Annotated in this window: 20 protein-coding genes; 7 read left to right on the top strand and 13 right to left on the bottom strand. The window is 64.0% G+C overall.

The window, feature by feature from the left end; translation table 11 throughout:
• On the top strand, nucleotides 1–257 hold a 257-nt coding region (locus tag AC16XC_RS02810), incomplete at its 5' end, for a class I SAM-dependent methyltransferase (RefSeq protein WP_484033118.1).
• A 68-nt stretch (nucleotides 258–325) separates the two neighbouring features.
• Nucleotides 326–1,090 (top strand): sulfite exporter TauE/SafE family protein, encoded by a 765-nt coding sequence (locus AC16XC_RS02815; RefSeq protein ID WP_484033119.1) that lies wholly within the window; start codon nucleotides 326–328, stop codon nucleotides 1,088–1,090.
• A 3-nt stretch (nucleotides 1,091–1,093) separates the two neighbouring features.
• Here the strand turns inward: AC16XC_RS02815 and AC16XC_RS02820 are convergent, their stop codons facing one another.
• Nucleotides 1,094–3,355, bottom strand: coding sequence for an NADP-dependent malic enzyme (locus tag AC16XC_RS02820; RefSeq protein ID WP_484033120.1), 2,262 nt, complete (start codon nucleotides 3,353–3,355; stop codon nucleotides 1,094–1,096).
• Nucleotides 3,356–3,467: 112 nt separating this feature from the next.
• Between AC16XC_RS02820 and mutS the strand changes: the two genes are divergently transcribed.
• Both mutS and AC16XC_RS02830 read left to right on the top strand, forming a co-directional pair.
• Nucleotides 3,468–6,074, top strand: coding sequence for a DNA mismatch repair protein MutS (mutS, locus tag AC16XC_RS02825; protein WP_484033121.1), 2,607 nt, complete (start codon nucleotides 3,468–3,470; stop codon nucleotides 6,072–6,074).
• Nucleotides 6,075–6,089: 15 nt separating this feature from the next.
• A complete protein-coding gene (locus AC16XC_RS02830; RefSeq protein WP_484033122.1) occupies nucleotides 6,090–6,467 on the top strand; it encodes a hypothetical protein in 378 nt (125 codons plus the stop codon).
• An 18-nt stretch (nucleotides 6,468–6,485) separates the two neighbouring features.
• Here AC16XC_RS02830 and AC16XC_RS02835 read toward each other — a convergent pair whose 3' ends face one another.
• From AC16XC_RS02835 to gluQRS, 3 genes are all read right to left on the bottom strand, one after another.
• Nucleotides 6,486–7,355 (bottom strand): 3-hydroxyacyl-CoA dehydrogenase NAD-binding domain-containing protein, encoded by an 870-nt coding sequence (locus AC16XC_RS02835; RefSeq protein WP_484033123.1) that lies wholly within the window; start codon nucleotides 7,353–7,355, stop codon nucleotides 6,486–6,488.
• Nucleotides 7,356–7,424: 69 nt separating this feature from the next.
• Complete coding sequence (locus tag AC16XC_RS02840; protein WP_484033124.1) at nucleotides 7,425–7,655, bottom strand: hypothetical protein; 231 nt, start codon at nucleotides 7,653–7,655, stop codon at nucleotides 7,425–7,427.
• On the bottom strand, nucleotides 7,652–8,497 hold the full coding sequence (gene gluQRS / locus AC16XC_RS02845) for a tRNA glutamyl-Q(34) synthetase GluQRS (protein WP_484033136.1): 846 nt from the start codon (nucleotides 8,495–8,497) through the stop codon (nucleotides 7,652–7,654). The genes AC16XC_RS02840 and gluQRS overlap by 4 nt, the downstream gene beginning before the upstream one ends.
• 122 nt (nucleotides 8,498–8,619) lie before the next feature.
• Here gluQRS and AC16XC_RS02850 point away from each other — a divergent pair, with 122 nt between their 5' ends.
• Nucleotides 8,620–9,228, top strand: a complete 609-nt coding sequence (locus AC16XC_RS02850; protein WP_484033125.1) for an HNH endonuclease — start codon at nucleotides 8,620–8,622, stop codon at nucleotides 9,226–9,228.
• A gap of 10 nt (nucleotides 9,229–9,238) precedes the next feature.
• Here the strand turns inward: AC16XC_RS02850 and AC16XC_RS02855 are convergent, their stop codons facing one another.
• The 4 genes from AC16XC_RS02855 to dksA all read right to left on the bottom strand — a co-directional run bounded on the left by AC16XC_RS02855 (nucleotide 9,239) and on the right by dksA (nucleotide 12,181).
• Nucleotides 9,239–9,655, bottom strand: coding sequence for a DUF4112 domain-containing protein (locus tag AC16XC_RS02855; protein ID WP_484033126.1), 417 nt, complete (start codon nucleotides 9,653–9,655; stop codon nucleotides 9,239–9,241).
• Between the two features lie 18 nt (nucleotides 9,656–9,673).
• A complete protein-coding gene (locus tag AC16XC_RS02860) occupies nucleotides 9,674–11,140 on the bottom strand; it encodes an ABC transporter substrate-binding protein (RefSeq protein ID WP_484033127.1) in 1,467 nt (488 codons plus the stop codon).
• Between the two features lie 51 nt (nucleotides 11,141–11,191).
• Nucleotides 11,192–11,572 (bottom strand): PilZ domain-containing protein, encoded by a 381-nt coding sequence (locus AC16XC_RS02865; RefSeq protein ID WP_484033128.1) that lies wholly within the window; start codon nucleotides 11,570–11,572, stop codon nucleotides 11,192–11,194.
• Between the two features lie 150 nt (nucleotides 11,573–11,722).
• Nucleotides 11,723–12,181: an RNA polymerase-binding protein DksA gene (gene dksA / locus AC16XC_RS02870; RefSeq protein ID WP_484033129.1), complete on the bottom strand. Its 459-nt coding sequence runs from the start codon at nucleotides 12,179–12,181 to the stop codon at nucleotides 11,723–11,725.
• A gap of 369 nt (nucleotides 12,182–12,550) precedes the next feature.
• Between dksA and AC16XC_RS02875 the strand changes: the two genes are divergently transcribed.
• The gene (locus AC16XC_RS02875) at nucleotides 12,551–12,820 is read left to right on the top strand and encodes an SEL1-like repeat protein (RefSeq protein ID WP_484033137.1); all 270 of its coding nucleotides are present in this window, start codon (nucleotides 12,551–12,553) and stop codon (nucleotides 12,818–12,820) included.
• Between the two features lie 3 nt (nucleotides 12,821–12,823).
• Here AC16XC_RS02875 and AC16XC_RS02880 read toward each other — a convergent pair whose 3' ends face one another.
• From AC16XC_RS02880 to AC16XC_RS02900, 5 genes are read right to left on the bottom strand one after another with little or no spacing between them, the layout of a single operon-like run.
• On the bottom strand, nucleotides 12,824–13,963 hold the full coding sequence (locus tag AC16XC_RS02880; RefSeq protein WP_484033130.1) for a GNAT family N-acetyltransferase: 1,140 nt from the start codon (nucleotides 13,961–13,963) through the stop codon (nucleotides 12,824–12,826).
• Nucleotides 13,960–14,745 (bottom strand): glycerophosphodiester phosphodiesterase family protein, encoded by a 786-nt coding sequence (locus AC16XC_RS02885; RefSeq protein ID WP_484033131.1) that lies wholly within the window; start codon nucleotides 14,743–14,745, stop codon nucleotides 13,960–13,962. Before AC16XC_RS02885 ends, AC16XC_RS02880 begins: the two co-directional genes overlap by 4 nt.
• Nucleotides 14,717–15,178: a RidA family protein gene (locus AC16XC_RS02890; protein WP_484033132.1), complete on the bottom strand. Its 462-nt coding sequence runs from the start codon at nucleotides 15,176–15,178 to the stop codon at nucleotides 14,717–14,719. Before AC16XC_RS02890 ends, AC16XC_RS02885 begins: the two co-directional genes overlap by 29 nt.
• Nucleotides 15,175–15,804, bottom strand: coding sequence for an HAD family hydrolase (locus tag AC16XC_RS02895; RefSeq protein ID WP_484033133.1), 630 nt, complete (start codon nucleotides 15,802–15,804; stop codon nucleotides 15,175–15,177). Before AC16XC_RS02895 ends, AC16XC_RS02890 begins: the two co-directional genes overlap by 4 nt.
• Nucleotides 15,801–16,079, bottom strand: coding sequence for a DUF3572 domain-containing protein (locus tag AC16XC_RS02900; RefSeq protein WP_484033134.1), 279 nt, complete (start codon nucleotides 16,077–16,079; stop codon nucleotides 15,801–15,803). The genes AC16XC_RS02895 and AC16XC_RS02900 overlap by 4 nt, the downstream gene beginning before the upstream one ends.
• A gap of 45 nt (nucleotides 16,080–16,124) precedes the next feature.
• On the opposite strand from AC16XC_RS02900, the gene AC16XC_RS02905 reads away from it, so the two are divergent.
• The coding region (locus tag AC16XC_RS02905) for a response regulator (RefSeq protein WP_484033135.1) at nucleotides 16,125–16,417 on the top strand (293 nt) is incomplete at its 3' end.

The raw sequence follows: 16,417 nt of genomic DNA on the forward strand, positions 1-16,417 counted from the left end.
TGATGAATGACGGGCCGGTCGACCTGTTCGCGGCCAAGCTCAGGCCAGGCGGCGAATTCCGCTTCGGCACCGACCAGCCGGTCTATCTTCGCCACGCGCTGATGGTGATGCGGCGCCATAGCGACCAGTTCGAATGGCTGGTCGAGGGACCGCAAGACTGGCAGCGGCGGCCGGGCGGCTGGTGCGAGACCCGCTACGAAGCCAAGGCCAGGCGGCAGGGGCACGAAGTGTGGTACTTCCGCTTTCGCCGGCGCTGATAGATTGGCAGCAGGGACAGTAGAAAAACTTGCTTTCCTAATCCGGGCGGTTGGCGCAACCGCGCGCGATGGAATTCCTTGGCATAGACATCTGGGCGATCCTGCCATTCATTGCGGTCGGCTTTGCCGCGCAACTGGTCGACGGCGCGCTCGGCATGGCGTTCGGGGTGATCTGCAATACGCTGCTTGTCGCCTTGATGGGGATGCCGCCCGCGCTTGCTTCGCAGCGGGTAAACCTGGTGCAGTTCTTTACCTCGGCGATTTCCGGCCTGAGCCACCTGTTGCATCGCAATATCGACGGGCGCCTGTTCCTGCTGCTTCTGGTTCCCGGCGTGGCCGGCGGCGTGATCGGCGTGAGCCTGGTCACCTCGCTCGACGCCAGGATCGTCAAGCCGTTCGTGCTGGCCTATCTTTCGCTGATCGGCCTCTATCTCCTGTGGCGCGGTTTCGTGCATGTGCACGTGCCGCGAGAAGCGAGGTTCGTCACGCCGCTGGGCATAGTCGGCGGATTTCTCTCTGCCGTAGGCGGTGGCGGATGGGGACCGGTGGTAACCTCGAACCTGCTCATCCAGGGGGCCGAACCCCGCCGCGTGATCGGCACCGTCAACAGCGTCGAGTTCTTCCTGACGCTCACCATTTCGGCGACCTTCATCTATCATCTCGGCATTGCCGACCTGGCCGGGGCGACATTGGGCCTGTTGATCGGCGGAGTGGCGGCCGCCCCGTTCGGAGCCTGGGCAGCCAAGCATTTCCCCGCCAAGCAGATGCTGATCCTGGTCGGCGTGGTGCTGACGCTGACCAGCGGCTACGGGATCTATACCGCCATGCAGTGACGCTCAGCTCACCACGCCCGCACTTGCAAGCACTGCCAGGGTCAGCACATCGGGGGCGAGCGCCGTCATCGGGGCGATCTGGACCGGCTTTTCCATCCCCACCAGCATCGGGCCGATCACGGCATTGCCGGCCAGTTCGCGCAGCAGCTTGGCCGAGAGATTGGCCGATTGCAGGCCGGGCATGACGAGGACATTCGCCGGGGCCGACAGGCGGCTGAAGGGATAGAGCTTCATGACCTTGGGATTGAGCGCGGCATCGGGCCCCATTTCTCCTTCGAATTCGAAACCGGGATCCTCGGCATCGAGGATCGCCACCGCGTCGCGAATGTTCTCGAGCCATTTGCCCGGCGGGTTGCCGAATGTCGAATAGGACAGGAACGCCACCCGCGGCTCATGTCCCAGCCGCCGCGCCACGCCTGCCGTTGCGCGCGCAATATGCGCCAGCTCGGCGGCGCTCGGGCGCTCGTTGATGGTCGTATCGGCGAGGAACACCGTGTAGTTCTTGCCGATCATCAAATGGATGCCGAAGGGAATCTCGCCGGGCTTGGGATCGAGCACCAGCCGCACTTCGCGCATGGTCTGGGCAAAGGTGCGGGTCAGGCCCGAGATCATCGCGTCGCCATGGCCCAGCGCGACCAGCAGCGAAGCGAAGATGTTGCGCTCCTGGTTGACCATCCGGCGCACGTCGCGCTCGGTATGGCCGCGCCGCTGGAGCCGGGCATAGAGATAATCGACCATGCCGGGAACATGTTCGGAAACCGCCGAATTCTGGATCTCGTACTCGTCGGGATCGTCGACTCCGAGCTCCTTGAGCTTGTCGCGCACGGCCTGGGTGCGCCCGACCAGCACCGGAATGCCATAGCCGAAATCCTTGAACTGGATCGCGGCGCGCAGCACGACCTCCTCCTCGGCCTCGGCGAAGACAACGCGCTTCGGATCGGCCTGGGCATCGGCATAGACCTGTGTGAGTACCGAGGTGGTCGGGTTCAGCCGAGCCTTGAGGCTCAGGCGATAGGCGTCGAAATCCTCGATCGGGCGTTGCGCTACGCCCGAATCCATCGCCGCCTTGGCAACGGCGGCAGAGACGCGTTCCATCAGCCTCGGATCGAACGGTGCGGGGATGATGTAGTCGCTGCCGAATTGGTGGCTCACGCCATAGGCCGCGGCGACTTCTTCGGGTACACTCTCCCGCGCGAGTTCGGCGATCGCCTCGGCCGCGGCGATCTTCATCTCCTCGTTGATGGCGGTCGCGCGCACGTCGAGCGCGCCCCGAAAAATGAAGGGGAAGCCGAGCACGTTGTTGACCTGGTTGGGAAAATCCGAACGGCCGGTGGCGACGATGCAATCGGGGCGAACTTCCTTTGCCTCCGGCGGAGTAATCTCGGGATCGGGATTGGCCATGGCAAAGATGATCGGCTTCTTCGCCATCGACTTGATCATTTCGGGACTGACCGCGTCCTTGACCGAGAGGCCGAGGAAAATGTCCGCCCCCTTGAGCGCCTCACCCAAGGTCCGTGCCTTGGTCTCGATCGCATGGGCCGACTTGAACTGGTCGACATTCTCGCGCCCGAGATAGATCACGCCCTTGCTGTCGCACATGGTGACGTTCTCGTGCCGCGCGCCCATCGCCTTGATCAACGCGGTACAGGCGATCGCCGAGGCTCCCGCGCCGTTGACCACGATCTTCGCGTCCTTGAGCCGGCGACCGGTGATATGGCAGGCGTTGATCAGCCCGGCCGCGGCGATGATCGCGGTGCCGTGCTGGTCGTCGTGCATCACCGGGATGTTCATTCGCTCGCGCAGCGCCTGCTCGATGATGAAGCATTCGGGCGCCTTGATGTCTTCGAGATTGATCCCGCCGAAAGTCGGCTCCATCAGCGCCACTGCATCGATAAAGGCCTGCGGGTCTTCGGTGGCGAGTTCGATGTCGATCGAATCGACGTCGGCGAAGCGCTTGAACAGCACCGCCTTGCCTTCCATCACCGGCTTGGAAGCGAGCGCGCCGAGATTGCCCATGCCAAGGATCGCCGTGCCGTTCGATATCACCGCCACGAGGTTGCCCTTCGCGGTATACTCATAGGCCGCCGCCGGATCGGCCGCGATCGCCTCGACCGGCGCGGCAACGCCGGGGGAATAGGCCAGGCTCAGGTCGCGCTGGGTCGCCACCGGCTTCGAGGGAATGATCTCGATTTTGCCGGGGCGAATGGTCTGATGATAGAACAGCGCCTCGCGGGTCGTAAAACTCTGCTTGTCTTCGTCGGCCAAGGACATCCTCCGTGTTGCGCCCTGCACTAACGCGACATCGGGCGACGCGATAGGGGAAAGCTTGTCACCCTGCCCTCCCGAATCATCGAATTGCCGTTTACGCCAACAGACCATGGCGAGCGGCACCACCCCGATGATGGAGCAGTATTTCGCGCTCAAGCGCGAAGCCGGCGATTGCCTGCTGTTCTACCGCATGGGCGACTTTTTCGAACTGTTCTTCGACGATGCGAGGAAGGCAAGCCAGGTGCTCGATATCGCGCTGACCAGTCGCGGCGAACATGGCGGCATGCCGGTACCGATGTGCGGGGTGCCGGTCCATGCCGCGGAGGGCTATCTCGCGCGCCTGATCAAGGCTGGTTGCCGGGTGGCGATAGCCGAACAGGTCGAAACGCCCGAAGAGGCAAGGGCGCGCGGCGGTTCCAAGGCACTGGTGAAGCGCGATATCATCCGTTTCGTCACCGCCGGGACGCTGACCGAGGAAGCGCTGCTCGAGCCGCGGCGGGCAAATTTGCTGGCGGCGATCTGCGACATCCGCGGCACTTGCGGCATCGCCTGTTGCGACATTTCGACCGGTCGCTTCGAGCTCGAGGAGTGCGCCCCCGAAGCTAAGGACGCTGCGCTGGCGCGAATGGGTGCAAGCGAAGTGGTGGTGCCCGAAGGCTGGAGCGAAGCGCCGGATGGAGCGATCGAACGGCCGCGCTCCCAATTTGCGAGCGAGCATGGCGAAGCACTGTTGAAGCAGGCACATTCCGTCGCCACGCTCGACGCCTTCGGGGCGTTCTCACGCGCGATGCTGGCGGCAGCGGGCGGGCTGATCGCCTATCTCGACCACGCCGGACGGGGAAAACTTCCCTTCCTGCTGCCGCCTGTCATGAAATCAGGGAGCGAACAGCTCGCGATGGATGCGGCCACCCGCGCGAGTCTCGAAATCCTCACCAGCCAGCAAGGAGGCCGGCAAGGCAGCCTGGTTGCAGCCATCGATCGCTGCCTGACCGGTGCTGGTGCACGGCAATTGGCGGAAGACCTCTCTGCTCCTCTGACATCGGCTGCTGCGATCAATGCACGCCTCTCGCTGGTCCAATTCTTTCACGACGATCCGCTGTTGCGCGCGGACCTGCGCGAAGTGTTGCGCGCTTCGCCCGATATCGGCCGGGCGCTGGGGCGCGTGGTTGCCGGTCGCGGCAGCCCGCGCGACCTTGGCCAGATACGCGACGGCCTGGCCGAGGCCCGCCGGATCCGCGACTTCCTTCAGGGGAAAACGGATCGCCCTCCATTGCTGGACGATCTCCTGCCCCGGCTGGGAGGGCACGGCGCGCTGGTCGACCTGCTTGCCCGAGCGCTGGTGCCGGCACCGCCAACCGAGCGCGGCCAGGGCGGCTTTATCGCCGAGGGCTACGACGCCGCACTCGACGAATTGCGCGCCGTAGCCGGCAATGCCCGCCGCGCGATTGCTGCCATGGAAGCCCGTTATCGCGACGAGACGGGAATCGCCGCGCTCAAGATCCGGCATAATGGCGTGCTCGGATATTTCATCGAGGTGCCCGCCAAGCATGCGGACAAGCTCATGACGGCGGAGAGCGGCTTTACCCACCGCCAGACCATGGCCAATGCGGTGCGCTTCAATTCGCTCCAACTGCACGAAGAGGCGAGCAGGATCGCCGAAGCCGGCGGCCACGCGCTGGCCGCGGAGGAAGCCCATTTCGAGCATATGGTGGAAGAAGTCGCAGGTTCGAGCCGCACGATCGCATCCACGGCGGCTGCCCTCGCCCGGCTCGACGTGGCCGCGGGCCAGGCCGAAAGGGCGGCAGAAGACAATTGGTGCCGGCCCGACCTCGGGGAAAGTCGCGAAATCGAAATCGGGGCCGGCCGGCATCCGGTGGTCGAAGCCGCCTTGAAGTCGCGGGGCGAGCGGTTTGTGGCGAACGATTGCCGGCTCACGCCCGACGATCGGCTGTGGCTGATCGGCGGGCCGAACATGGGCGGCAAATCGACATTCCTGCGGCAGAATGCGCTGATCGTGCTGCTGGCCCAGGCCGGCGGTTTCGTTCCCGCCGACAGCGCCAGGATCGGATTGGTCGACCGGTTGTTCAGCCGGGTCGGCGCTTCGGACAATCTAGCTCGCGGGCAGTCTACCTTCATGGTCGAGATGGTCGAGACGGCTGCGATCCTGGCGCAAGCCACGGACAGAAGCTTCGTCATTCTCGACGAAGTCGGGCGCGGCACTTCGACCTATGACGGGCTCGCCCTCGCCTGGGCGGTCGCCGAAGCCATTCACGAGACGATCCGTTGCCGCTGCCTGTTTGCTACCCATTATCACGAGCTCGCGCGACTCGCCGAAACCTGCGATGCCTTGTCGCTCCACCATGTCCGGGCGCGCGAGTGGAAGGGCGAGCTGGTCCTGCTCCATGAATTGGGGTCGGGACCGGCAGACCGGTCCTATGGCCTGGCGGTAGCGCGGCTGGCGGGTGTCCCCGCCCCGGTCGTCGCACGCGCCAAGGCGGTGCTCGACCGGCTGGAGGAGGGGCGCCAGCAGACCGGCGGCCTTGCGGCAGGCCTGGGTGACCTGCCGCTGTTTGCCTCGACCGCCGATGAAGAGGTAAAGGAGAGCGATCCCGTTCGCGAACGCCTCGAGGCCATCGAGGCGGATTCGCTCTCACCTCGCGAGGCGCTCAAGCTCGTCTATGAATTGAAGCGTCTCTTGCTGGCGACGGATGGTTAACTTTTCCCTGCTAGGATGAAGCCCATGTACCAGTTCCTGATGAAGAACAAACTGGCGGTACTCGCCTTCGTCATTTTCATCCTGGCCATCGGGCAGCTGTTCCGCGGTGGCGGAGACCGAGAGCTTTACAGCAATACCCAGCCTCCCGCCGATCTGGCGCAGAGCAACCCGGAGGCTGGGTTGGACGAGATCGGCGTCGATCCTTCGACGGCCGCCGAAGATCTCGCCGAAACTGGCGAATTCGCTCCGGACGATCTTCCGATGGGCTTCACGCCCGACGAGGATTTGATCGACAGCGCCGACGGTTTCGATCCGACACCGGAGGAGGACCAGAGCTTTGCCGACGAACCAGCCGACGAATCCGGCGACGAATTCGATGTCGGAGCCGAGTAAGCCCCTGCGCGACCCCGCTCAGGCGGTCGGGACCGGCTCACCGCCCGAATAGTCGTAAAAGCCGCGCCCGGACTTGCGCCCCAGCCACCCGGCATCGACATATTTCGCCAGCAGCGGCGCCGGGCGGTATTTCGAATCCCCTGTGCTCTCGAAGATGACCTTGACGATTTCCAGGCAGGTATCGAGGCCGATATAGTCGGCCAATTCCAGCGGGCCCATCGGGTGGTTGAGCCCAAGGCGGCAACCCTTGTCGATATCGGCGACGCCGGCCGTGCCGCTGCCGAGTACGAAACAGGCCTCGTTGAGCATGGGCAGCAGGATCCGGTTGACGACAAAACCCGGCTCGTCCCCGCTCAGGACGACCTGCTTGCCCAGGCTTTCGCCGAACCTGCTTGTCCGGCCGGTGGTTTCCTCGCTGGTTGCGAGGCCGGGAATGACTTCGACCAGTTGCATCAGCGGGACAGGATTGAAGAAATGCAGCCCGATGAAGCGGGCCGGATCGGGAACCGAGGCGGCCATCCGCGTGATCGGAATCGAACTGGTATTGCTGGCGAGGATTGCCTGGGGACCCAAGACCTTGCCGGCGCTATCGAAGATCGCGCGCTTGATCTCCTCGCGTTCGGTCGCCGCTTCGATGATGAACCCGGCTTCCGCCATGGGGCCATAATCGGCCACCGGGGCGATCCGTTCCAGGGTGGCGGCGGCCGCGCTTGCCGCAACCTTCTCCTTTTCGACCAGGCGGGCGAGCTGCTTGCCGATCCTGTCTTTCGCCGCTTCGGCCAGCGCCAGGTCGATATCGGCCAGCATCACGCCGTATCCGGCCTGGGCCGCGACCTGGGCAATTCCGGAGCCCATCTGTCCGGCGCCGATGATGCCGATCCTGTCCATTCGCCAATTTCCTTCGCCGTTGCAGCAACGGCGTAACTAGCCGCTCCGCGGGGGCGATGCCAGCGTTGGCTAGCGCGAAATCATGAGCAGGATGAAAACGACGCCCACGGCCAGTGCCTGGTACTTGATCCGCGCGAACATCATCTGGTTCTGCTTGAGCTGCATCTCGCGGATATTGCCGTCGCCCCCGGCATCGATGTCCTGCCTGGTGGTCTGCAGGAAGGCGATGATCCCGCGCACCAGCGAGACCACGACCATGATCATCAGGCCAACGAGTACGATGATGAGGAATGTGCTCATGGCCGGCTATCTAGGCCCTCGCCGAGCGAAATTCCAGCAGGCAGTTCACCAGACCGCAATGCGTGAGCCAGCGCTTGCCCGTCATCGCCCGACTTGCGGCGATCGGCAAGCGACGGCGAGCCCCGACGCTTGGCGAGCTTGCTCCCTTGCGCGTCGAGCAGCAAAGGGTGGTGATGCCAGGCAGGTACAGGCAAGCCGAGCAGGGCCTGGAGCAGGCGGTGGAGATGGCTGGCTTCGAACAGGTCCATTCCCCGTGTGACAAGGGTAACTCCATCTGCCGCATCGTCGAGCGTTGCCGCCAGATGGTAACTGGCGGGAGCATCCTTGCGCAGCAGGACCACGTCGCCGAACCGCTGCGGCGTGGCCTGCTGCAGGCCGGCGCGTTCGTCGAACCACTCAAGTTCGCCGACCCTCGCGAGCGCCTCTTCCATGTCGAGCCGCCAGGCAACCCTTCCCTCCGGGTCGACTTGGCGGCCCTTGCAGGTTCCGGGGTAGATGGGGCCATCCGGTCCCTTCGCGATCGACGCAGCGGCGATCTCCGCCCGGGTGCAGGCGCAAGGATAGATCAAGCCGGCCTCGCGCAACCTTGTCGCCGCCGCTTCGTAAGCGTGCATGCGGGTGGATTGCGCCGGGACCTCCTCCCAAGCGAGCCCCAGCCAGGCGAGGTCCGCCCGGAATTCCTCGGCCAGCTCCGGGCGGCTGCGGGCACCGTCGATATCCTCGATCCGGAACAGGAAGCGGCCTCCGCGCTCCCTCGCAAGGTCGTGGGCGACGATCGCCGAGAAAGCATGGCCCAGATGGAGCGAACCGTTCGGACTGGGGGCAAACCGGGTAACGATCATCGAAAATTCCGCCTGGGAAAGCACTGCCACAGCAAATTTCCTGTGGAATCGCAATTTGTAACAGGGTTGACTCTTTCGCGCGGCAAATGCTCCTTTGCGCGCATCAGGAAGGAAACGGCACCGTGTTCAAGGCCGAACTGATCGAACGGGCAGCACATTTCCGAAGTGCGGAAGGCGATCCTTTGCGGCAGCTGGAATCCTGCCCCGCGCTGGTGCTCAATGCCGATTACACGCCGCTGTCCTATTACCCGCTGAGCCTGTGGCCGTGGCAGACGGCGATCAAGGCGGTGTTCCTCGAACGGGTCGATATCGTGGCGAGTTACGACCGGCAGGTCCATTCGCCTTCGCTCGACATGAAGATCCCCTCGGTGATCGCGCTGCGGCAATTCGTGAAGCCCAACGAATTCCCTGCATTCACCCGCTTCAACGTGTTCCTGCGCGACCGCTTTGCCTGCCAGTATTGCGGTGGCCACGCGCACCTGACTTTCGACCACGTGATCCCCCGCCGGCTTGGCGGCAGGACGACCTGGGAAAATGTCGCCACCGCCTGCGCGCCGTGCAACATGAAGAAGGGCGGCAGGACCCCTGCCCAGGCGCGAATGCCGCTGCTGGTGCAGCCGATCCGGCCCACCAGCTGGCAATTGCAGCAGCACGGCAAGGGCTTCCCGCCCAACTATCTCCACGAAACCTGGCGCGACTGGCTCTACTGGGACATCGAACTCGAGGCCTGAGGTTTCGGGACTAGCCTTCGATAACTTGCGTCGCGGGATGATGCTTGTCGAGATGCCGCTTGACGATCCTGAGATTGCGGGTGTTGGAACGGAAGAACAGGTCGAACGCGTCGCCCACCAGCGGAACCGCGCCAACTCCCGTATCGAACAGGATATTTCCGGCCATGCGCCAGAGCTTCCATTTCGGCAGGCCGAGATTGCGCGCCTCCCAGATCAGGTAGGAACCCATGACCGCGGCGAATATATCGCCCAGCACCGGCACGAGGCCGACAATCGCGTCGAGCCCGATCTTGCGCCCGAGGCCGGGAATTTCGAAGCTGCGCTCCAGGACCATTTCAAGCATCTCGATCCGCTGGCGAATGGCCGCCGGATCGGTGCCGGTGTTCAGTTCAATGCCGATCACCCTGGGGCGTTGGCTGTCCGCCATGGCAGGACTCCTTTGGCCTTATCTGGGGATCGTCGCCAGATGTGGCAAGGAATGGAAATTCCAGCGGTTGGGTTCAAAGCCGGTCACCGCCGAGCCGACGAGCGACCAGCGCACCGGCTGGCCGAGCGGAATGAAAGCGTTGGTGCGGGTCAGTTCCGCCTCGGCCTCCGCGAGCAAGGCAACCTGTTCCGCCGGATCGTTCGATGCCACCGCTTCGGACACGAGGAAGTCCGCATCTGCTGAACAGACACCGCGCCGCAGGCCGCAATTGAACTGGTTGAGGAACCAGCGGACCCCGGCATAGCGGGCGGTCCGGTCGAGCAGGTAGAGTTGGCCGCGGCTGCCTGCTTCGGTCCGGATGAGCGTTATGCCCGCACCCGACAGGTCGCCCGCAAGGCTGTCGAACAGGATATCCGAACCCGGGCCTTCGGGAAGCTCGATCGTAAGCCGCACTTCTCTTCCGCCATTTTCAGCCCGCCACGCCGCAACCCGCCGGGAAGCGGTTTCCCAGCGCGAAGCGAGGGTCATCTCCGTCCAGCGCTCCCCGATAGTGCCGAGATCGCCCTGCATGCCCGGCGCGACCAGCCTGGTCGTGGGCGCCCAATCGCCTAGATTGAAGGGCGTCATGATGCCTTCGCGGTCGATCGCCATGGCGACTGCCTCGCGCCGAACGGGATCGTCGAGGAAGCCGCTGGTGCGCCTGACCATCAGCCCGAAAAGGCCGATCGCCGGGTCGAGCCGCGCATAGGAACGCGACAGGGCGCCGGTTCGCACAAGCGGCAGCGTTTCGATCCTGCCGTTGAGAACCAGGTCGTAGGTGCCGTCGTAAAAGCCGCTGACTGCCTGTTCGGCGGGCATGCCCCGGACCCTGAGCACTCTTGTGTTATCCTGCCAATTCTCCCGCGGCGGCAGCCCCATTGCTTCAGGTGGCATCATCGCCAGGATGGCGGTGCCTTCCTCCCGGCTCATCGTCATCGGCCCATTGCCCACCCCCTCGCGCCGGAGGCCGAGCTCGGGCTGGGCCAGCAATTGCAGGAAATCCGGCATCGGCCCCTTGAGACGGATTTCGACCACGCGCTGGGCCATCGCGCGGATCTCGGATATCTGCGCAAGGTCGTATCCCAGCGAAGTTCCCGCAAGCTCGCGGACCACGCGCTGCAATTCGGCAACCACGCTCTCGGCCGTCAGCTCCCCGCCGTTCGGCCAATCGCTGTCCCGCAAGCGAAAGATGTAGCTGCGCCCATCCTCGGTCACGATCCAGCGCTCGGCAAGCGCCGGGGCCACCTGGCCGGACGGGTCGTGACCGACCAGGCCCTCGGCCGTCGCTGCCCGGATATTCTGCCCGGCCAACGAGAGCCGGGTTCCCTCTTCGAAAGGACCATTCTCGCTCCCGATCACCGCGATCTCCAGCGCGCCCTTTTCCTCGCTGCCGCAAGCGGACAACATGAGGGCGATTGGCAATGCCGGGAGCAGGATGCGGATCATCGGCCGAAGCTAGAGCCAGCGCCCCTCGGCTTCAATGGGAGTCGGTGACTGTCAGATCTTTCGGATCTTCGAAGGTTCGGGAGCCGATTGCTTGAGCGGTGGGCGAACGAATCGCGGCGTGTCCGAATCCCTGCCGCCCGAAATCGCGTGGCCCCGCGCATTCCGGGGATCGATTTCGTCGTCGAAGGCGATGCCGAAGCGGTTTCCCTGCCGCCAAGCGACCGAGCCCCTGACCCATCCGATATTGCGCAACTCGACCTTGAGCGCAGCGCCGCGGGCGGCTTCAAACACGCCCTCGGCCATCATTCCGCCCGAGGAAAGATTGCGCACCTTTACGCGGTATTCGAGACCCGACGGATCCCCTTCGACCTTGATGTTGGCCATCAGGAACAGGCTGTCACGATTCAGCTGGCGTGCTTCAACCTGGCTCATCGTTACGCGATCTCGTCCTTCACCCGACGGGCACGATTGCCCGCCGCGACCAATCGACACCTGTCGATTGACGAGACACCAATAGCGCGAAACTGGCAAATAAAGCCTTAACCCTGTCTCGGTCGCAAATCGGGCGTTCCGTCCAGGCAATCAATCGTCGCGGGAGACCTTTTCGCGCCGCTCATGGGCTTCCTGGGCCTCGACCGTCATGGTCGCGATCGGGCGGGCGATCAGGCGCTTTATGCCGATCGGATCGCCGGTCACCTCGCAATAGCCGTAATCGCCCTTGTCGATCCGGCGCAGGGCGGAATCGATCTTGGAAATCAGCTTGCGCTGGCGGTCGCGGGTCCGCAGTTCGATCCCCCAATCGGTCTCACTCGAGGCGCGGTCGTTGAGGTCGGGCTCGCGGATCGGGCCATCCTGGAGCGACTGCAATGTCCCTTCGGAGGCCGAGACAATCGACCTTTTCCACTCTGCAAGTAGATTCCTGAAGAATTCCAACTGCTTGGGGCTCATGTATTCTTCATCTTCGGACGGCGTATAATCGCTGTCGAGCGATCGCCTGGCCTTGGCCAAAATATCTATGTCGTCACCGGCAAGCGAAGCCATTGGGCTCTCCGTTCAAAATCCTCTCCCGGGAACCGGCTGTTTCCCTGCTCGCCCCGGATAAGTCCGGTGGCGCTGTCCGGTTGGGTTGGCGCGCCTATAGGGGCAGGCCATGAGGCATACAAGTTCCAATCGCGCCGGTCGCCGTCCCAAAATGAAGCCCGGGCGAACAACGGCCCGGTTGCGGCGAATTTCGCGCGGAATCCACTTTTTTCAGCATTGTTAACTATTTGTTGACCATGCGAGGCGGAAGCTCTCCTCGACGGCGGCAGGGGCCGCCCGAAACAGGGGGGACAGTTCATGGAAATGAACGTGATCAGGCAGACCGGAAAGGCCGTCCCGGCTACTTCAAGGAATGCCAAGAGCGAAAGCATGCTGATTGCCAGCTGCCTTGCCGCAGCTTCAGCCGGCGACATCAATGCCTTTTACGATCTGGGGGTTGCCTATTCGACCGCCAGCCACGGGGTCCAGTGCGACCTTGTCGAAGCGCATAAGTGGTTCAATATCGCCGCCGCGCGGGGCCACGAGGAGGCTGCGTGGTGCCGGGCCGATGTTTCGGACGAGATGTCCGCCCGCGAAATCGCGGAGGCCCAGCGGCGCGCCCGCGAATGGCTTTCGGCCAACGCTCGCAGGGCCGCCTGACGTTCAGCCCTTCCTGAACGGCGTCCGTTCGCCGAGATAGATGGTGTCGGCGGCAACGCCGCGGCGTTCGCGCCCGAGAAACTCGGCGACCGCTGCACGAAATCCCGGGTCGGCAATCCAGTGCGCCGACCATGTCTGGACCGGTTCATAGCCACGGGCGATCTTGTGGCCGCCCTGCGCCCCCGCTTCCACCCGCGACAGTCCCCGATCGATCGCGGCATCGATCGCCTGGTAATAGCACAGCTCGAAATGCAGGAACGGCCGGTCCGCCAGGCAGCCCCAATAGCGCCCGTAGAGCGCTTCGGTCCCGATGAAATTGAGTGCGCCCGCGATCGGCCGACCGTCCTCGAACGCGAGGACCAGCAGGATCCGGTCGGCCATGCGTTCGCCGAACAGGTCGAACGCCTCGCGCGTGAGATAGGGAGTCCCCCATTTTCGCGATCCGGTGTCCTGGTAGAAGCGCCAGAATGCATCCCAGTGCTCCGGCTTGATATCGTCGCCCGACAGCGAACGGATCATCAGGCCCTCCGTTGCCGCCTGCCGCTCCTTGCGCAGATTCTTGCGCTTGCGCGATGACAGCACGGCAAGGAAATCATCGAAACTCCCGTAACCGCGATTGAACCAATGGAACTGGATGTCGCTGCGCGGCAGCCATCCGACGGCTTCGAACAGAGGGAGTTGCCGCGGTTCGATGAAGGTCGCGTGTGCCGACGAAAGTCCCTCACGCTCGCATAGTGTTTCGGCGGCACGGAGCAACGGCGTGGCGAGGGAGACGTCCTTCAACAAGATGCGCGGCCCGTTCGCCGGCGTGAACGGCACCGCAATCTGCAGCTTGGGATAGTATTTGCCTCCCGCGCGATGCCATGCATCGGCCCAGTTATGATCGAACACATATTCGCCCTGGCTGTGGGTCTTGAGATAAGACGGCAAGGCGGCTGCCAACCTGCCCTCCGCATCCTCGATCACGATCGGCAGCGCGCTCCAGCCGGTGCCGGGTCCGACGCTGCCGGAATCTTCGAGTGCCGTGAGGAAGGCATGGCTGACGAAGGGGTTGTCGCTTCCGGCCAGGGCGTCCCATTGCGCTTGTGGGAGATCGCCGACCGCCTGGGCAATGCGGGCGGTGATCGACGGGGAATCGCTCATGTTCGAAGTGTAGCAACCCCCGCGCCTTCGGCAATCGGCGCATCGGCAAATTCGGCCGCGATCCTCCTCAGCTCCGGAGATCGGACCGTCCAGGTCAGCACAGGCAGCCCCCTGGCCCGCTGGCTGGCGGCAAAATTGCTCGGGAAATCGCGGACGTCGTAGGCCAGGAAATCCGGCCTGCCGTGCCAAATGCACCAGTGGCGGTAAAGCCGCCAAGGCAGGCTCCGTGCGTTCTCCTCGGTCACCACCAGGCCGCGCAGCGTATTCGGCGAATGGGTCCGGAACCAATGGACCACGCGCGGGTCGAAGCTCATCACCGCATGTGGCCCATGATAGCCTTCGAGCGCCCGCATGACCGCAAGGCAGAGCGGATCCGGCTGAATGGTCCGCTTCGATTTGATTTCGATCAGGAGCGGTTGCCGGCCCCGGATGAGGCCCAGCAGGTCGCGCAGCGTGGGAATCCGGTCATTGCTGCCCTTGAGCGTGATTCGGGCAAGCTCGCCAGAACTCCTTGCGACGACTTCGCCTTGATCGTCGGTCAGTCGATCGAGCTCCCAGTCATGGAACACCATGGCCTCGCCGTCGGCGCTCTTCTGGACATCGCATTCCATGCCCATGCCGCGCGCAATCGCTGCGGCGAAGGCCGAGATCGAGTTTTCCGGAACACCGGGGGAATGCAGGCCGCGATGGGCATATTCATGCCTGCCGAGCCAGGCCGTGCGGCTCTGGTGGGGAGGCGGCGCAAACCAGCGGTCAAGCAGGCCTGACGGCAAGAATCGCATCCACTTCCACAGCCGCACCGAGCGGAAGGACAGGCACGCCAACGGCGCTGCGGGCATGTTTTCCGGCCTCACCGAAAATCTCGGCCATCAGCTCGGACGCGCCGTTCACGACCTTGGGCTGGTCGGTGAAATTGCCCGTCGAATTGACGAACCCGCCGAGCTTCACCACCCGCTCGACCCGATCGAGCGAGCCGAGCGCAGCCCTGGCCTGCGCGAGGATCATCAGCCCGCAGGCCCGCGCTGCGGCATGGCCTTCATCGAGCGAGACGTCCTCGCCCAGCCGCCCGGTCACCAGCGACCCGTCGATGAAGGGGAGCTGGCCCGAGATATGGAGCAATCCACCAGCTTCCACCGCCGGAACATAGGCGGCAACCGGGGCAGCCGGTTCCGGCAAGGTGATGCCCAGTTCGGCCAGCCGCGCGTCAATCGTCATCCCTGTTCCTCTCCCATCCGCTCCAGCAGCCACGGCAAGGCCTCGGACCATTTGTCGATCCTTGCATGGGCGTGGCCCGCTACATGGGCACATTCGATATAGGGCGCAACCAGCGGCTCGCCGCAAAAATGCAGGCGGGTCACATGGGAAGCCTCTTCCGCCACCGATTCATGGTGCTTGGCGATGTCGTCGATGAAGAAGGCGCGGTTCGGCCGGTATTCCTCGATTATCGCCCTGAGCGCCGGACCCTTGGGGCCCTGGTTGGTGAAGACGCGGGCATGGATGCCATGGTTGGCTAGCTGATGCGCCCGCTTTTCCATCCGGTGGTCCTTGAGATTGGTCAGGATCACGATATCGGCAACTTCTCCCAGCTCTCCGACCGCTTCGACCGCTCCCGCAATCGGGGTCTGGCGATGCATCTCGCTGTCGAAGAACAGGTTCAGCAGGCGCCACATTTCCTCTTCGGCGAGCGGTTCGCCGTCCCGGCGATAGCGCATCGCATCGGCAAAATTGCCGCCCTCCCAGCGAAATTCGACCCCGTGCTCCTCGCCGAGATAGTCGCGGAAATGGGCGACCATGTGGAGCAGCACCTCGTCGCAATCGGACACGATCAGCGGACGGCTCATTGGACCAGCCCCCGCGCCGCCGCGGCAAGTTCGGCCGGTTCGATCCCCAATTCATGGGCCGCCGCAATGAGATCGGGTTCGTGCGCGGTCAGGAATTCAAGCACGGCCGCCAGGACCCCACGCTCCTGGAGACCTTCCCGCAACGCTTCGGGCGTCAGTCCGGTCAAGGCAAGCAAGCGCCGGGCCCGGTGTTCGTCCGACAGCACCCAGCCCAGCGCGGCAAGCGCCAGCGCCTCCGGGTCGTTCGGTGATTTGGGCTCACGAAGAATTGTCACGCTCCTTCAGAGACAATAGATGGTGTCGCTCGAAGGGAATGGCCAGTGGCAAAGCGCATCCTCGTTGTCGAGGACAACGATCTCAATCGAAAGCTCTTCTGCGACGTGTTGAAGGCCAACGGCTTCGCGGTCGAGCCGGTGGCCGACGGGCTGCAGGCACTCGACAGCGCGCGCCAATTCGTACCCAATCTCGTGATCATGGATATCCAGTTGCCCAATGTGTCGGGGCTCGAACTGATCGCGCAGATGAAAGTCGATTCGGTCCTTCGCGCAATACCGGTGCTGGCGGTGACCGCCTATGCCGGCAAGGGAGACGAGGAGCGGATTCGCGATGCCGG

The sequence above is a fragment of the Candidatus Andeanibacterium sp. genome (assembly GCF_057143545.1).